Source organism: Candidatus Limnocylindrales bacterium (genome assembly GCA_035571835.1).
GTDB lineage: Bacteria > Desulfobacterota > Binatia > UBA1149 > CAITLU01 > DATNBU01.
Genome location: DATNBU010000030.1, coordinates 23899 through 41750, shown reverse-complemented (window position 1 = coordinate 41750; position 17852 = coordinate 23899). Strand labels below are relative to the sequence as shown.

12 protein-coding genes are annotated in these 17852 nt (G+C 66.1%); 1 reads left to right on the top strand and 11 read right to left on the bottom strand.

The genetic code is table 11. The features are described from left to right. The 11 genes from VN634_14350 to VN634_14300 form a co-directional block, all read right to left on the bottom strand. Positions 1-813, bottom strand: an 813-nt coding sequence (locus VN634_14350) for an ATP-grasp domain-containing protein (protein ID HXC52064.1), incomplete at its 3' end; no start/stop codon positions are given. A 6-nt stretch (positions 814-819) separates the two neighbouring features. Continuing rightward, positions 820-1761: a malate dehydrogenase gene (mdh, locus tag VN634_14345; GenBank protein HXC52063.1), complete on the bottom strand. Its 942-nt coding sequence runs from the start codon at positions 1759-1761 to the stop codon at positions 820-822. A 70-nt stretch (positions 1762-1831) separates the two neighbouring features. Continuing rightward, positions 1832-3085: an isocitrate dehydrogenase (NADP(+)) gene (gene icd, locus VN634_14340; protein ID HXC52062.1), complete on the bottom strand. Its 1254-nt coding sequence runs from the start codon at positions 3083-3085 to the stop codon at positions 1832-1834. A 492-nt stretch (positions 3086-3577) separates the two neighbouring features. Next, positions 3578-5512 (bottom strand): hypothetical protein, encoded by a 1935-nt coding sequence (locus VN634_14335; protein ID HXC52061.1) that lies wholly within the window; start codon positions 5510-5512, stop codon positions 3578-3580. A 74-nt stretch (positions 5513-5586) separates the two neighbouring features. Beyond that, entirely contained in the window at positions 5587-7530 is a 1944-nt protein-coding gene (locus VN634_14330; protein HXC52060.1) for a potassium transporter Kup, read from the bottom strand. A gap of 80 nt (positions 7531-7610) precedes the next feature. Then, the gene (locus VN634_14325) at positions 7611-9497 is read right to left on the bottom strand and encodes a potassium transporter Kup (GenBank protein ID HXC52059.1); all 1887 of its coding nucleotides are present in this window, start codon (positions 9495-9497) and stop codon (positions 7611-7613) included. A gap of 111 nt (positions 9498-9608) precedes the next feature. Next, a complete protein-coding gene (gene fusA / locus VN634_14320; GenBank protein HXC52058.1) occupies positions 9609-11696 on the bottom strand; it encodes an elongation factor G in 2088 nt (695 codons plus the stop codon). A gap of 82 nt (positions 11697-11778) precedes the next feature. Beyond that, positions 11779-12558 (bottom strand): type III pantothenate kinase, encoded by a 780-nt coding sequence (locus VN634_14315; GenBank protein ID HXC52057.1) that lies wholly within the window; start codon positions 12556-12558, stop codon positions 11779-11781. Further along, entirely contained in the window at positions 12558-13580 is a 1023-nt protein-coding gene (locus VN634_14310) for a biotin--[acetyl-CoA-carboxylase] ligase (protein HXC52056.1), read from the bottom strand. The genes VN634_14315 and VN634_14310 overlap by 1 nt, the downstream gene beginning before the upstream one ends. Next, positions 13577-14470: a carboxylating nicotinate-nucleotide diphosphorylase gene (gene nadC, locus VN634_14305; protein ID HXC52055.1), complete on the bottom strand. Its 894-nt coding sequence runs from the start codon at positions 14468-14470 to the stop codon at positions 13577-13579. The genes VN634_14310 and nadC overlap by 4 nt, the downstream gene beginning before the upstream one ends. Beyond that, positions 14467-17115 carry a valine--tRNA ligase gene (locus VN634_14300; GenBank protein ID HXC52054.1) on the bottom strand — a complete coding sequence of 883 codons (2649 nt, stop codon included), beginning with the start codon at positions 17113-17115 and terminating at the stop codon, positions 14467-14469. Before VN634_14300 ends, nadC begins: the two co-directional genes overlap by 4 nt. A gap of 204 nt (positions 17116-17319) precedes the next feature. Between VN634_14300 and VN634_14295 the strand changes: the two genes are divergently transcribed. Further along, positions 17320-17799 (top strand): VOC family protein, encoded by a 480-nt coding sequence (locus tag VN634_14295; protein HXC52053.1) that lies wholly within the window; start codon positions 17320-17322, stop codon positions 17797-17799. Positions 17800-17852: the final 53 nt, after the last annotated feature.

Genomic DNA, 17852 nt, shown 5'->3' with positions numbered 1-17852 from the left:
CTGTTCCTTGGGATCTTCCTCGTGCTCGTCGCGCAGCGCGCGGATGTCGTCGTGGCGGTAGAGCGCGTTGTCGTCGAGCGAGATCTTCGCGTCGAGCGCCAGCGGGCTGCCGTCTTTGGTCTCGACCAGCGGGTTGATCTCGACCAGCGCCGCGTCGATGCCGACGTAGGCGTTGTAGATGCCGTGGAAGAAGGCCACCCACTCGTCGAGCTTCGCGGCGGGCACGCCGAGCTGGAACGACAGGCGGCGCGCCTGGTGGTCCTGCAGCCCGAGCGCGGGATCGACCGTCACACGGAAGATCTTCTCGGGGGTCGTGGCTGCGACGTGCTCGATGTCCATGCCGCCGGCCTGGCTCGCCATCAGGATCACGCGGCCGGTGCCGCGGTCGAGCAGCACGGAGAGATAGAGCTCGCGGCCGATGTCGCAGCCTTCTTCGACGAGCACGCGGCGCACTTCGCGTCCGCTCGCGCCGGTCTGGCGCGTGACCAGAAGCTTGCCGAGAATCGAGCGCGCCGCTTCGGTGGCGTCGGCCGCCGACTTGACGACGCGGACGCCGCCCTTGTGCCCATGCTTCGGAAGGCCTTCCTTCGCGAGATTCTTCGCGAAGATCTCGGCGGCTTCGGCTTCGTTGTCGACGATCGCGCCGGCGCCGCGTCCGCCCGCGTGAATCTGCGACTTGACGACGACCACGCTGGTTCCGAGACGCTTCGCGATCTCGCCGGCCTGTTCCGGGCTCTCGGCCACTTCACCGCGCGGCACCGGCACGCCGTAGCGCGCGAGCAGCGCCTTGCCCTGATACTCGTGTACGTTCATTTCGCTTCAGCCTGCGAGGACTTTGTCGAGCGCGCTGACGAGCTCGGAGACGTGGCTTGCCGATACGTCGACCTGCTTCTTCTCGTCGGCCGACAGAGGAATTTCGATGACTTTCTCGACGCCGCCCGCGCCGATGATGACGGGTACGCCGAGGTACAGGCCCTTGAAGCCGTATTCGCCGTCGAGGTACGCGGCGCACGGCAGGATTTCCTTCTTGTCGAGCAGGAACGCCTCGGCCATCTGGATCGCCGCGGTCGCCGGCGAGTAGTACGCGGAGCCGGTCTTCAGCAGCGCGACGATCTCGCCGCCGGCCTTGCGCGTGCGCTCCTCGATCTCCGACAGACGCTTGTCGCTGATGAGCGTCGCGATCGGCGCTCCGCCGACCGTGCAGGCCGAGCGCACCGGCACCATGTCGTCTCCGTGTCCGCCGAACACCATTGCGTGCACGCTGTGCACCGAGACGCCGAGCTCAGCGGCGATGAACGAGCGGTAGCGGGCCGAGTCGAGCACGCCCGCCATGCCGACGACGCGGTTCTTCGGGAAACCGGTCTCGCGCTTGCAGAGCGTCACCATCGCGTCGAGAGGATTCGAGATCACGATCACGAACGAATCCGGCGCGTGCGTGCGGATGCCCTCGGCAACCGACTTCATGATCTTCGAGTTGGTCGCGAGCAGGTCGTCGCGACTCATGCCCGGCTTGCGCGCAAGGCCGGCCGTGACGATGCAGACGTCGGCGCCGGCGATGTCGGCGTAGCTGTTGGTGCCCTTGATCGATGCGTCGAAGCCCTCGATCGGTCCGCCTTCGAACAGATCGAGCGCTTTTCCCTGCGGCAGGCCATCGACGACGTCGAACAGGACCACGTCGCCGAGGTGACGAATCAGGGCAAGATGCGCGAGCGTTCCACCAATGTTGCCTGCACCAATCAGTGCGATCTTCTTACGTGCCATTTCTGCGTTCCTCTTGAATGCAAAAGCGGCGACCCCGCTGTGAGGTCGCCGCTTTCTGTTTACGTTTCGATTACAGGTTCTCGATCATCGCGCTCGCGAAGCCGGAGCACGAAACTTCTTTTGCGCCTTCCATCTGGCGCGCGAGGTCGTAGGTGACGACCTTCGACGAAATGGTCTTTTCGACCGACGATTCGATCATCCGGGCGACCTCGCTCCAGCCGAGGTGCTCGAACATCAGCACGCCCGACAGGATCACCGAGCCGGGATTCACCTTGTCGAGGCCCGCGTACTTCGGCGCAGTGCCGTGCGTCGCTTCGAAGACGGCGGCCTGGTCGCCGATGTTCGCACCCGGCGCGAGCCCGAGCCCGCCGACCTGCGCCGCGGCTGCATCGGAGAGATAGTCGCCGTTGAGATTCATGGTCGCAACGACTTCGTACTCGTCGGGGCGCAGCAGCAGCTGCTGGAACATCGCGTCGGCGATGCGGTCCTTGATCACGACCTTGCCGGCCGGCGCCTTGCCGCCGTGCTTCTCGTAGACTTCGTTCTCGGTGATCGTCTGCGCGCCGAACTCGCTGGCCGCGAGCTCGTAGCCCCAGTCGCGGAACGCGCCTTCGGTGAACTTCATGATGTTGCCCTTGTGGACAATCGTCACCGAGCTGCGGTTGTTCGCGATCGCATAGGCAACGGCGCGACGGACGAGACGCTGGCTGCCCTCTTTCGACGTCGGCTTGACGCCGATCGCCGATCCGGGACGGATCTCCTTCTTGCACTTCGACGTGATGAACTTCGCGACCGCGTCGGCGTCAGCGCTGCCGGCCTGGAACTCGATGCCCGAGTAGACGTCCTCGGTGTTCTCGCGAAACAGTACGATGTTGAGCTTTTCGGGAGCCTTGACCGGCGACGGAACGCCGCTGAAGTAGCGCACCGGCCGCACGCACGCGTAAAGATCGTGGATCTGCCGGAGCGCGACGTTGATCGAGCGGATGCCACCGCCGACCGGCGTCGTCAGCGGGCCCTTGATGGCCACGCGGAACTCGCGGATGACGTCGTTGGTCTCGTCGGGAAGCCAGGTTGCCGGGCCGTAGACCTCGTTGGCCTTCTCGCCGGCGTAGATCTCCATCCACGCGATCTTCTTTTTGCCGCCGTAGGCCTTGGCGACCGCGGCATCGAAGACCCTGACGGAAGCTTTCCAGATGTCGGGGCCGGTACCGTCGCCTTCGATGAAAGGCAGGATCGGATTGTCGGGAACTTCGAGGCGGCCGGACGAATCGAGCCCGATTCTCTCGCCGCCGGACGGAACGGTCACGTGTTTGTAGGTCGGCATCTCGCTCTCAAGGAGCGACGTCGTCCTCGGTCCGGAGCGTCTCCCCGGAGCGATTCCCGCCTTCTCGGCGGGACTGGCGCGTCGGTCGCGGGACCGTATCGGGCAAAGACGGGGGAGTCAAAACGACGCAGTGCGAAAACGCAGGGATTTCATAGCGATTCAAGACGGGGCGGACGCCGATAAGGGCCCATCTGCTTCGTTGGATTCCGGCTTCGTTCGGTCGACGTACGGGAAGTACGACTCCCTCACTACGCCGGAATCCGCCTCGCATCTGGACCCTTCTCGTCGCCCGCGCACAGGGCGCACTCGTCGGAATCTCATTCCAGAACTGTCGTAGCCGCGCTGGCAGTGCGGACGCTACGTTGCCTGGGCGATGTCGAGCGTTAAACTTGGAGACCGATGGTCATGGACACGGCATTCCGATCGGACGAGCGGCCCGGCGCGCTGACGGCGCTACGGTGACGGGGCGGGATCCGCGCGAAGCGCGCGCATTCAGCGCGCAGCGCCGTGAAAGCGACCTTCCGAGTTACGCGAGGTCTGGACGGCGGTAAGCTCGCTCGTCAGGCAAAGGCCGTCCGAGCTGATCAGCTGCACGGTTACGACAGGATCCTGACTGATGAAGCGCGACGCGCTGACCGCGGTCGGAACCAGTGTGTAGCCGCCGCGCGCGCCCATCCTCGCACTCGATGCTCCGGCCATGCCGGGCGTGAGCTCCGCGCTCTGCACCCCGTCATTGCTGCCCTTGGAGTCTGCATAGGTCCAGCCCCCGTTTTCGTTTTCGATCCACAAGGATCCGGGAGTCACCGTAAGTCCGACCGCGAGCGAAGAGGCGCCGGCGGAAGAGCCATACACGCACAAACCGTACTTCGTGTCGGAGTCCGGAAGGCCGAGGTCGGCCGCATCGACCGCGTCGCCGCGGCTCCATTTCCAGCGAACGGCGTGCTTCGAGCCTACAGCTCGGATCAGCAGGTCCGCGCGTCCTGCCGACGCGCACGACGACGATGGAATCGGCGCGGGCGGACAGAACTCGACGCGGCAACCGCCGGAGCATCCGTCACCGCTCCTCGCGTTGCCGTCGTCGCACTGCTCGCCGAAGTCCACCGCGCCGTCGCCGCATGCGGTCAGCGCGAGCCGTGCAACCAGCAGGTCCGAATCAAACGTGTCGTCGGTGGTGGTCGCGACGACGACGCCACCATCGCCGACCAGCGTCGCTCCGTACCACGCGTTGTAGTTGTTATTGAGAAACGGACTGATCGCGATGCCGGACGTTCCGAACGACTGGTCGCGGCTGCCGTCGGAGTGGTAGCGCACCGCAACCAACTGGCCGTCCCCGCCGAGCAACAGGATCCGCCCGTCGCTCAGCAACGCGAGTTTCGACGCGTCGAGGTCGGGGTCCGTGACGATGCCATTTTCGCCGAAGTCCGTGTCGAGCGTCCCGTCCTCGTTGTAGCGCAGGATCATCACGCCGCGTCCGGCCACGCTGAAGTAGTTGGCCGCGACGACGATCCTTGCGTCCGGCTGGATCCCCACTCCCGCAACGCCCGCATCTCCCGGCATCAACATCACAACGCTTCCGTCCGCGTCGAAGCCCGCATCGAGCGTCCCATCCGCGAGAAAACGGTGAACGACGAGATACGTACCGGCATCGGAGTACACGGCGGCCGTGACGATCCTGCCGTCCGCCGCAAGTGCCATCCCGGGATGACGAAGACCGTTGCCGGGAGTGACCGTTACGATGCCGCCGGCGCCGAAGCCCGGGTCGAGACTTCCGTCGGGGTTGAATCGCGCGAGCATGTTGCTCTCGCTATCCGATACGGCGGCGAGAATTTTCCCGTCGGTCTGGATCGCAATGTCAGTGATCGCTTCGATCCCGAATACACCGCTCGGGCTTCCCGGCACCGACACGATTCCCGTGCCACCGAAACTCGTGTCGAGACTCCCATCCGTGTTCTGCCGGACCAGCGCATACGGCGAATCGTCCTGCCCATTCTCGGCAGCCACATGGCCGCCGGTAAGGATCTTTCCATCCGGTTGAATCGCGATGCACCTCGGCTGGTCGCTTACGCCGCCGAGAACGATTTTCGCGGTGCCGCCGTACCCGAACGTCGCATCGAGACTTCCGTTCTCATTGAAGCGCGTCACTCCGAATTCGCTCTGGTAGAGATAGTTCTTGATCCACCACTGGCTCGCAACGACGACCTTCCCGTCCGGCTGCACTGCCGCCGCCATGCCATGATCCTGCGAGAAACCGACCGGCGTGATCGCAATACCGTCAAGGTCGAAGCTCGGATCGAGGTCAGCCGGAGCCGCCGCGGTCGGCCCGCAAGCCGCCACGACGAGGCTCGCGGTGACACAGCCTGCAGCCAGTCGTCTCGCGCATCGCGCGAACATGCGCGCGGTTGTCTCATGCCTCGCTTTTACGTGCATGGCGCGATTCTCCTCCCCTGCCGTGGCTCTCACAAGACCGACCGCAGAACGGACGGCTCGTCACTGCGAATCGATCAGATCTCGACCTGCTGGCCGATCTCGATCACGCGATTCGGCGGAACGCCGAGATGCAGGTACGCGCCGTACGCGTTGCGGAACAGGAAATCGAAGATGTACTTGCGCCACGTCGCAAGTCCTTTCTTGTCGCCGATGATGAGCGTCTCGCGCCCGAAGAAGTACGTGGCGCGCTGCAGGTCGACGTCGACTCCCGCCTGCTGCGCGAGCTCGAGCACCTGGGCGACCGTGGGGTTCTCCATGAATCCGTACTGCGCGATGATGCGGATGAAATCGTCGCGATAGCGATGGATCCGCAGCCGGTTCTGGTCTTCGACGTGCGGACTCTCGGCCGTCCGGATCGTCAGCAGGATGATGTGCTCGTGAAGCACGTGATTGTGCTTGATGTTGTGGAGGAGCGTCCTCGGAACGCCGGCGCCGCGCGCGTCCATGCAGATCGCCGTGCCGGGCACGCGCGTAACCGGATGCGCGTCGAGGTCGGCCAGGAAGTATTCGACCGGCAGCCGCGCGGCGGTCGCGTATTCGTTGAGCAGGTCGGCGCCGCGCCGCCAGGTCTTCATGATCGTGTAGACGATCACCGCGGCGGCGAGCGGCACCCAGCCGCCGTCCAGGATCTTCGTGCATGCCGCGCCGAAGAACGCGAGATCGATGACGAGGAACGCGCCGGTCAGCGCGATCGCGGCAGGCTTGGACCATCCCCAGCGCCGGCGCGCACAGACGCCGGTCAGGATCGTCGTGACCACCATCGTCAGCGCGACGGCGATACCGTACGCGCCGGCCAGCGAGGCGGACGATCCGAATCCGACCACCAGCGTGATGGTCGCGACGAACAGGATCCAGTTGATGACCGGCACGTAGACCTGTCCGATCTCGTGCGCCGACGAATGGCAGACTTCGACGCGCGGCTGGTAGCCGAGCTGCAGAGCCTGCCGCGACAGCGAGAACACTCCCGAGATGATGGCCTGCGAGGCGATCACCGTCGCAGCCGTGGCGAGCACGACCAGCGGCAGCAGCGCCCACGACGGAGCCATGTTGAAGAACGGATTGTTGATCATCTCGGGATGCTCGATGAGCAGCGCGCCCTGCCCGAGATAACACAGCAGCAGGGACGGCCCGGCCACCGACATCCATGCAATACGGATCGGACGGCGGCCGAAATGGCCCATGTCCGCATACAGCGCTTCGGCGCCGGTCACGACGAGCAGCACCGAGCCGAGGACGAGAAACCCTTCGAGCCCGTTCTTCGCAAAAAAACCCAGGCCGAGGAACGGATTGAACGCCGCGAGCACCGCCGGATGCTCGAGAATGCAGCTCGTGCCCATCGCTCCGAGCACGCCGAACCACACCACGGTGATCGGGCCGAAGATCTGTCCGACCTTGCCGGTGCCGTGACGCTGCATCCAGAACAGGCCGGTCAGCACGGCAATCGAGATCGGTACGATGAACGGCGTAAAGAACGGCGTGGCGAGCTCGAGACCCTCGACGGCGCTGAGCACCGAGATCGCCGGCGTGATCATTCCGTCGCCGTAGAGCAGCGTGGCTCCGAACAGGCCGAACGTGACGAACAGGCGGTTGCGGCGGTCGCGGCGCCGGTCGGGCGGCACGACCAGCGTCATCAGCGCGAGGATCCCGCCCTCGCCGCCGTTGTCGGCGCGCATGACGAAGAACAGATACTTCAGCGTGACGATCAGCAGCAGCGACCAGATGACGATCGAAAGCAGGCCGAGCACGTTCGGCGCGGTGACCGCCAGCCCGTGGTGCTCGAAACATTCGCGGAACGCGTACAGCGGGCTCGTGCCGATGTCGCCGAAAACGACACCGATGGCGCCGAGCACCAGCGCGGCCGTGCGGTTGCCGTGGCCGGCGACGCCGCTGTCGTGGACGTGCGCGCTGCCTTCGGCGGCGCTTGCGGAGACCGGTTCGACCGGCGCGGCTTCGAGCATGCCTGGTTACCGTGCCCGCAGCTTCCGGCCGCGTCCGGGATCGCGCGCTGGCCGCGCGGAGTTGCTCGCCGTTGGACTCATCAAATCTCGACCTGCTGTCCGATCTCGATCACGCGGTTCGGAGGTACGCCAAGGTGCAGGTACGCCCCGTACGCATTGCGGAACATGTAGTCGTACAGGTACTTTCGCCAGGTCATAAGACCTTTTTTCTTTCCGATGACAAGCGTGTCCCGCCCGAAGAAGTACGTCGCGTCGGCGTCGCAGGACAGGCCGCGCTCGCGCGCGAGCTCGAACACGTCGGCAACGCTCGGGTCTTCCATGAATCCGTAGTCGGCGACGATCCGCACGAAGTCGTCCCGGTAGCGGTGGATGTGAAGGCGGCCCTTGGGCGGCACGTGCGGAATGTCGGCCGTGCGCATCGTCAACAGAATGATGCGCTCGTGCAAAACCTTGTTGTGCCGGATGTTGTGCAGAAGTGTGCGCGGAACGCCGTCGCCGCGCGCATCCATGACGATGGCAGTCCCGGAAACCCGTGTCAGCGGATGGGCGTCGAGGTCGGCAAGGAAGTATTCGACCGGGATCCGCGCAGCGACTGCGTAGTCGTTGAGCAGGTTCACGCCCCGTCGCCACGTGGTCATGATCGCAAAGACGGTCAGCGCCACGACGACTGTCAGCCACCCGCCGTGGAAGAACTTGGTCGAGGCTGCCACGAAGAACGCCGAATCGATCGTCAGCAGCGCCGAGCTGAGTATCAGCACGACCCACGGCGACCATCCCCAGCGCCGCCACGCGCACAGCGACGCGAGCGTGGTCGTGATCAGCATGTCGAGCGAAACGGCCATCCCGTAGGCGCCGGCGAGCCGGTCCGACGAACGGAACCACAGCACCAGGATCACCGTCGAGACGAACAGCGCCGCGTTGACTGCCGGCACGTAAATCTGGCCGATTTCCTTCGCCGACGAATGCAGCACCTGCATGCGCGGGAGATAGCCGAGCTGAATCGCCTGCCGACTGATCGAGAACACGCCGGAGATCACCGCCTGGGAGGCGATCACGGTCGCAGCGGTGGCAAGGCCGATCAGCGGATACAGCGCCCACGACGGGGCCATGTTGTAGAACGGGTTGGCGACCGCCTCCGGATGCGCGAGCAGCAGCGCCCCCTGTCCGAAATAGCAGAGCACGAGACACGGGCCCGCAATGGCGAGCCACGCCATTCGGATCGGAGTTTTTCCGAAGTGGCCCATGTCGGCGTAAAGCGCCTCGGCACCGGTGACCACGAGAAGCACCGAGCCGAGCACGAGGAACCCGGCCAGGCCATTGGCCAGGAAAAACTCGACGCCACGGAGCGGATTGAACGCGGCGAGCACTTCCGGGCTGCGCGCGATCCACGTGCTCCCGAGAATGCCGAGCGTCGAAAACCACACCAGCGTGACCGGGCCGAAGAACAATCCGACCGTGCCGGTTCCGTGGCGCTGCACGAAGAACAGGCCGCTCAGGACGGCTACCGAGATCGGCACGACGAATGCTTCGAGCTCGGGCGCCGCGATCTTCAGACCTTCGACCGCGCTCAGCACGGAGATCGCCGGGGTGATCATCCCGTCGCCGTAAAGAAGCGTCGCGCCAAATACGCCGAGCAGCACCAGTGGAACGTTGCGTTTCTTGTCGCGGCGGTCGGGCGGGACGACGAGCGTCATCAGCGCGAGCATTCCGCCTTCGCCGCGATTGTCGGCGCGAAGAACGAAGAACAGGTACTTGCCGGTGACGACGATGAGCAGCGACCAGACGATGATCGACAGCAGCCCGAGCACGTTCGCTGGCGTGATCGCGAGGTCGTGATGCGCGAAGCACTCGCGGAACGCGTAGAGCGGGCTGGTTCCGATGTCGCCGAAGACGACACCGATCGCGCCGAGCACCAGGGCGGCTAGATGGGCCCGGTCTCTGGCGGCGGGAACGCCGGTATCGCTCAACTCTGGTTTTCCCCTCTTCCAACCGCGCGGCCGATGCCGCAGCCACCCTCACCGCTGGTGCAGCCGCAGCCTGCTGCGGCCGTTCTGCCCGGTCCCGCCGTGCGAACGTCGCTACGCTTCGGCGCTCTTCTTCTTGAGCTCGGCAACGAGCTTGGCCGTCAGCTGCTCGGGAACCGCCTCGTAGTGCGAAAACGAAATGTCGAAGCTCCCCCGCCCGCTGGTCATCGAAGTCAGATCCGACGCGTACCGCAGAACTTCGGACATCGGAACCTTGGCGCGGATGACCTCGGAATGACCGCGCTGCTCCATACCTTCGACCTTTGCGCGGCGCGAATTGAGATCGCCGAGCACGTCGCCCATGCACGCATCGGGAGCCGTGACGACGAGCGACGCGAACGGCTCGAGAAGCACCGGCTTGGCCTGCGGCAGGCCTTCCTTGATCGCCATCGAGCCGGCCACCTTGAACGCCATTTCGGACGAATCGACGTCGTGGTACTGGCCGTCGACGAGCGTCACGCGCACGTCGACCACCGGGTAGCCCGCCAGCGTGCCGGCCCGCAGACCTTCGACGACGCCCTTCTCGATCGCCGGAATGTAGTTCCTCGGCACCGCGCCGCCGACGATCTTGTCGACGAATTCGAAGCCGCCGCCACGCGGCAGCGGCTCGATCTCGATCTTGCAGTCGGCGAACTGGCCGTGACCGCCGCTCTGCTTCTTCAGGCGGCCGTGCGCCGGCACCTTCGAGCGGATGGTTTCGCGATACGGAACCTGCGGCGCCTTCAGGTTGACGCCGACGCCGTACTTCCTCTCGAGACGCTCGCACGAGACCTCGACGTGGAGCTGGCCGCTGCCGGAGACGATCATCTGGTGCGTCTCCTCGTTGCGGTCGACGCGCAGCGCGAGGTCTTCCTCGCACATCTTCATCAGGCCCTGCATCGCCTTGTCTTCTTCACCGCGCTTCTTGGCCTCGATCGCAAAGCTGATGGCCGGCGTCAGCGGTTCGAAGCCGTCGATGGCGACGGGACGCGACACGTCGGCAAGCGTCTGGCCTGCGTGCGTGTCGCGCAGCTTCGCTACGGCGAGCACTTCGCCGACGGTTGCCGATTCGACTTCCTTCGTCTTGCGGCCTTCGAGCTTGAGCAGATGACCGAGCCGTTCCTTGGTGCGGTTGGCGGTGTTGACGACGGCCGTCTCGGCGGTGACCGTTCCCGACATGATGCGGAACAGCGAAAGCTGGCCGACATGAGGATCGATGATGGTCTTGAAGACGAATCCCGAAAACGGCGCCGACGGATCGGGCTTGACCTCGATCTCCTTGCCCTGCTCGTCTTTCGCCCTGGCCGGCGGCAGCGTGCACGGCGCCGGCGTTAGCCGCGCGATCGCATCGAGAAGCTGCGCGATTCCGATGTTGGCGAGCCCGGACACCGCGAGCACCGGCTGGCAAGTGCGTGCCAGCATCGCGAGCGACAGGCCTTTGACCATGTCGTCGGGATCGAGGTCGCCTTTGTCGAGATACTTCTCGAGCAGCTCGTCGTCGCCTTCGGCGGCGGCTTCGGTGAGCTGGCTCCTCAGCTCAGCGGCGCGCGCGGCGAGCGACTCCGGAATCGGCGCGGCCTTCGCCTTGCCGGTCGCGCCTTCGTACAGAAACGCCTTCTGCTCGAGCACGTCGACGACGCCGGTCATCGCGCCGCCTTCGACGATCGGAATCGTCAGCAGCACAGGCCGTGCGCCGAGCTCCTCCTGAAGCTCGGCCAGCCGCGCATCGACGTCGGCCTCGGGCCGATCGCATTTCGTCATCGCGAACAGCACCGGCTGCGCGAGGTCGGCGGCCCACTTCCAGACCTTGTGCGCCTCGGCTCGCACCGTCGTCGTCGCATCGACGACCTGCACGACGCCCGACGCGCCGCGCAGCACGTAGTGGGTTTCGGCAACGAAATTGCCCTGGCCGGGAGTGTCGAGGATCGTCACCTCGTGCTTGTCCCACGCGAGGTGGTGCAGCGACGCGGAGATCGTACAGCGCCGCCTCATCTCTTCGGGCTCGGTATCGAACAGCGACGTTTCGTCGTCGACGCGGCCGAGGCGCTGGGTGCCGCCGCCGGCAAATGCGAGCGCGTCGGCGATGGTGGTCTTGCCGGCTCCGCCCTGTCCGACCAGGGCGACGGTCCGGATCCGTGATGGTTCGACCTGGGGAGCGGCCATGGCTTCCTCCGACTCGCGCCGCGCGCCGGGGCACCGGCGCGTCAGAGTGTGCTCGTGCACACCGAAAAAAGAACGCTCGGGCTCAGTTCCGTTCGTACACCAGCCGCAGGCCGTCGAGCGTCAGAAACTCGTCCACTTCTTCGATCGTTGCCGACTGTTCTGCAATTAACGGGGCCAGACCACCTGTTGCAAGGACGCGACACTTTACGCCCTCTTCCTTCTCGATCTGACGGACCAGTCCGTCCACGAGCTCGACGTAGCCGTAGCAGATCCCGGCCTGGATGGCATGAACGGTGTTGCGTCCTACCACTCGAGGGGGGCGAGCGATCTCGACGCGCGGCAGCTTGGCGGTGCGCGAATACAGGGCGTCGAGCGAGATTCCGATGCCGGGAACGATCACGCCGCCGACGTATTCGCCCTTGGCCGTCACGTAGTCGAACGTCGTCGCGGTACCGAAGTCGACGATGATCGTCGCCGAGTGCGTGCGGTCGTACGCGGCGACCGCGTTGACGATGCGATCGGCGCCGACCTCGCGCGGATTCTCGTAAAGGATCGGCATGCCGGTCTTGATCCCGGGCCCGACGACGAGCGCCTTCGCGCCGAAGTAATCCTGGCTGAGCGCTTCCACCGTGCTGGTAAGTGGAGGCACGACGCTGGCGACGATGACCCCGCTCACTTTCGGGATGGCATGACCGACCGCCTGGAACAGGCTCCACATCAGGATGCCATATTCGTCCGACGTGCGTTCGGCGGCGGTGGTCAGGCGCCAGTGGCGCGTCAGGTGCTTGCCGTCGAACAGGCCGATCACCGTGTTGGTGTTGCCGACGTCGAACGCGAGCAGGAGTCCGTTAACCGCAGGCATCAGTTGTAACCTCCCGAGATCGTCACGTCGCCCGCGAGGACGCGGCGGCGCGTGCCGCCGTCGATGTCGACGAGCAGCGCACCATCGTCGTCGATGCCGGCGCAGATGCCGGTCGCATGCTCGCCCGGCGACGCAATGTCGACCGTGCGGCCGTCGAGCACCGACAGCGCGCGCCAGCGCGGCGCAATCGCCGGAAAACCTCCCCGCGTCCATGCGTCATAGCATTCCTCGAAACGCGAGAGCAGGCGCGCGGCAAACGCCGCGCGGTCGGTGCGCGCGCCGCGCTCGAGAAGCACCGACGTCGCCTTGCCTTCGAGCTCCGGCGAAAAATGCGACGCATCGCTGTTCAGGTTGACGCCGATTCCGACGACGACGAAGCGCGCGCAGTCGGCCTCCGCCTCGATCTCGGTCAGGATGCCGGCGAGCTTTCGCAGCGGCGGACGCACGGCCGTGCCGGCCGCAGCCACGCCGCCGGCCATCGTCACGACATCGTTCGGCCACTTGATGCGCGCATCGATGCCTTCTTCACTGACCGTCTCGGCCACGGCCACGCCCGCGACGAGCGAAAGCTGCGGCGCACGCCACGGCGGAACCTGCGGGCGCAGCAGGATCGACATGTAGAGGTTGACGCCGCGGCTCGATTCCCACGTGCGTCCGAGCCGGCCGCGGCCGGCAGTCTGTTCCTCCGCGATCACGACGTTGCCTTCCGGTGCGCCTTCGCGGCCGAGCGCCATCGCATCGCTGTTGGTCGAGCGCGTGACCTCGAGCACGAGGATGCTTTTGCCGATGCGCAGGCCTTCGGTGCGCGAGTGGATCGCCGCCTGGCTCAGCATCGACGGCGGCGCGATCAGCCGGTAGCCGCGCGAGCGGATGCCGTCGATCTCGTAACCGCCGTGCTTGAGCGCGGCGATGTGCTTCCAGACCGCGGCGCGCGAGATTCCGAGCCGCTCGGCAAGATGCTCACCCGAGATGAAGTCGTGCGCCTCTTCGAGCGCCGCGAGGATGCCGCGCCGTGTGCTCATACGAGAAGCCCCACTTCCATGCTGACATCGGCCGCGCGCGCCGAATGCGTGAGTCGGCCGAGCGAGATCGAGTCGGGGCCGGCCTTGGCGTACGCGACCACGTTCTCGTCGGTGATGCCGCCGGACACTTCGATCTCCGCGCGGCCGCCGATCCATTGCACCGCTTCGAGGACGGCTTCGGGAGTGAAGTTGTCGAGCAGTACCGAGGTCGCTCCGGCGGCGAGCGCGATGCGCACCTGCTCGAGCGTGTCGCATTCGACTTCGATGGGCACGCCGTCCGGCGCATTGGCGATTGCCGCACGAACGGCCTCTGCGATTCCTCCGGCCGCGATCACGTGGTTGTCCTTGATCAGCACCGCATCGAACAGGCCCATGCGATGATTGGAGCCGCCGCCGCACGCGACCGCGTGCTTTTCGAGCAGCCGCCATCCCGGCGTGGTCTTGCGCGTATCGAGGATCCGCGTCGTGCAGCCGGCTTCGCGCACCGCACCGACGATGCGCGCCGTTTCGGTCGCGATTCCGCTCAGGCGCCCGAGGAAGTTGAGGAACGTACGCTCGAGCGTGAGCACGCCCCATGCGTCGCCGTCGAGCACGCACAAGGTCGCGCCGCGCGCGGCGCGGCTGCCGTCGGGTGCACGTTCGGTCGCGGTCAGCGACGCCGCCCCGGCCCCGGCATCGCCGAGACGCGCGAGCTCTTCGAGTATCGCGTCGAGAAGACCCATGCCGGCGACGACGAGCGGCTCGCGCGCGATGACGCGGCCGCGAGCCTGCGTCGTGCGCGGCACCGTGGCCCGCGTGGTCAGGTCGCCGCTGCCGATATCTTCGAGGAGCGCCAGGCGGATCAGCGCGCGCACGCCGGCGTCATCGGCCGGTGCGGGCCGAAGGCTCAACGAACAGGCCCCGCCGCGCCGATCGCTTCGAGACGTGCGATGGCGGCTTCGAGTGCGGTCTTTTCCTGTTCGGCGGCGGCGAGCTTGGCGCGCTCGCCTTCGACGATCTCTTCTTTCGCGCGTGCGACGAACGATTCGTTGGCGAGCTTGCCGGACGCGCGCGCGACGTCCTGCGCGGCTCGTTCGATCTCGCGGCGCAACCGTTCGCCCTCGGCAACCAGATCGACGTGGCCGGCAATCGGCACCGCGATCTCGGCGCCGGTGACGACCGCGGTCGCCGAGCCCGCCGGAGCCGCGCCGCCGTAGCGGACCGAGCCGAGGCGCGCGAGACGGCGAACCATCGCTTCGTTCGCGCGCACCACCTCGGCGGCCGGGCCGTCTTCGACCCACAGCTCGAGCTCGACCCTCGGTGCGATGCGCATCTCGGCGCGGATGTTGCGTACGCTGCGAACGACTTCGATCAGGGTTTCCATCGCCGAATCGACGGCGGCATCGCGCCACGCCGGATTCGCCTCCGGATACGAAGCCGTCATCAGCAGGTCGCTGCCGTCGCGACCGCCCGCGGGCAGCTCGTGCCAGAGTTCTTCGGTCACGAACGGAATCAAAGGATGCAGAAGGCGCAGCAGCATCTCGAACGCTGCGGTCAGCGTGGCAAGCGTCTCGGCGCGATCCGATTCGCTTCCGTCGAGAAGCACCTTCGAGATCTCGATGTACCAGTCGCACAGCTCGTTCCACGTGAAGCGGTAGAGCGCCTGCGCGGCTTCGTTGAAACGGTAGCTGTCGAGCGCGTCGCGCGTCTCGGCAATCGTCGCCGCCAGCCGCGAGCGGATCCACAGGTTCGGCACCAGCTTCGGATCCGGCGGCATCTCGCAGGTGGTCTGCGTGCCTTCGCGTTTCATCGCGGCAAAGCGCGCCGCGTTCCACAGCTTGTTGACGAAGTTGCGGTAGCCGGCGATGCGGTCTTCGGAAAGACGCACGTCGCGTCCCATTGCCGCGAACGCAACCAGCGTGAAGCGGAACGCGTCGGCGCCGAACTCGTCGACGATTACCAGCGGATCGATGACGTTGCCCTTGGACTTCGACATCTTCTGGCCGTGCTCATCGCGGACCAGCGCATGGATGTAGATGTCGCGAAACGGCACCTCGCCCATGAAGCGCAGGCCGAGCATCATCATGCGGGCGACCCAGAAGAAGATGATGTCGAAGCCGGTCACCAGCGCGGTGGTCGGATAGAAGCGCCTGAGGTCTTCGGTCTTCTCCGGCCAGCCCATCGTCGAGAACGGCCACAGGCCCGACGAGAACCACGTGTCGAGCACGTCCTCGTCCTGGCGCACCGGGCTCTTGCACATCGGGCAGGTCGTGATGTCGTCGCGCGAAACCGTCACGTGGCCGCACGAGTCGCAGTACCACGCCGGAATGCGGTGGCCCCACCACAACTGGCGCGAGATGCACCACGGCCGGATCCCTTCCATCCACGCGCGGTAGGTCTTCTCCCAGTGCGCCGGCACGAAGCGCGTGCGGCCGTCGTCGAGCGCCTCGAGCGTCGCATCCGCAAGCCCGCGCACTTCGAGGAACCACTGGTCGGACAGCAGCGGCTCGACGACGTTGCGGCAGCGGTAGCAGATGCCGACCGCGTGGCGGTGATCTTCGACGCGCTCGAGCACACCGTCGGCCGTGAAGCGCTCGACGAGCGCCGCGCGGCACTCGGCCGTCGTCATTCCCGCGTACGGACCGGCCTCGGCCGACATCGTCGCGTCTTCGTTCATCACCGAGATCATCGGCAGCGAATGCCGCAGCCCGATCTCGAAGTCGTTGGGATCGTGCGCCGGCGTGATCTTGACGGCGCCCGAGCCGAACGAGCTTTCGACGTAGGTATCGGCGATGACAGGAATCGCACGCCCGAGCACCGGCAGAATCACGTTCTTTCCGACGAGGCTGCGGTAGCGCTCGTCGTCCGGATGCACGGCAACCGCGGTGTCGCCGAGCATCGTCTCCGGACGCGTGGTCGCGACCGAGATGAAGCCGCTGCCGTCTTCGAGCGGATACTTCAGGTGCCAGAGATGGCCGGGCTTGTCCTCGTGCTCGACTTCGATGTCGGACAGCGCCGTGCGGCAGCGCGGGCACCAGTTGATCAGGTAGCGGTCGCGGCGGATGAGACCTTCTTCATACAGGGTGACGAAAACCTCGCGCACCGCTCGCGAAAGCCCCTCGTCCATCGTGAAGCGCTCGCGCGACCAGTCGCATGAAACGCCGAGGCGGCGAAGCTGCTCGGTGATCTTGCCGCCCGACTCGGCTTTCCACTTCCACGTGCGCTCGACGAAAGCCTCGCGGCCGAGCGCATGGCGGTCGGTACCTTCGGCGAGGAGCTGGCGCTCGACGACGTTCTGCGTGGCGATGCCGGCGTGGTCGGTGCCCGGCAGCCACAGCGTCGCCTCGCCGAGCATGCGGTGGTAGCGCGTCAGCACGTCCTGGAGCGTGTTATTGAGCGCGTGCCCCATGTGCAGCGAGCCGGTGACGTTCGGCGGCGGAATAACGATCGAGAATGTCTTCTCGTCGAGCCTGGCCGGTGGAGGCGCGAACGCGCCGGATTCGGTCCAGCGCTCGTACCAGCGGGATTCAAAAGTTTTCGGGTCGTAGCCGGACACGTCGCGCGCGTCTACATCGTCTTCGGCGGGCGTTCAATATGAAGAAGAGCGCGACCCGCGCTCGCCGGGTCGGAAGAAGAGCGCGAGCCGCGCTCGCCGGGTCGGCGGAGGTTGGGAATCGCGCTATCCTCTGTTACGACCGCGCCACGTCAGCCGCAGCGCGCCGGACCGGCGCAACGGCGATTTCCACTCTGGAGGAGTCTCGTGAGCAACCGTCCGTTTCGCGTCCTCGGCATTCAGCAGATCGCCGTCGGTGGCCTCGACAAGAGCCGGCTTCGCCGGCTGTGGATCGACACGCTCGGTCTCACCGTGACCGGCACGTTCCAGAGCGAACGCGAGAACGTGGACGAAGACATCGCGGTTGCCGGCAGCGGCCCGCTCAAGGTCGAAGTCGACCTGATGCAGCCGATCGACGCCGACAAGAAGCCGGCCGTGCACAACCCGCCGCTCAACCACATCGGCCTGTGGATCGACGACCTGCGTGCGGCCGTCGCATGGCTCGAGACGCAGGGCGTCCGATTCACTCCGGGCGGCATTCGCAAAGGCGCAGCGGGCTTCGATGTGACGTTCATTCATCCGAAGGAGAACGAGCAGTTCCCGATCGGAGGCGAAGGCGTGCTGATCGAGCTCGTGCAGGCGCCGGCTGCGGTCGTCGACGCGTTCGCGAAGGTCGCTTCCTTCTAGGCGGCGGCGTGGCCGCCGATCCTGGACATCGGCATGGCATGGCCGCTGAGGCG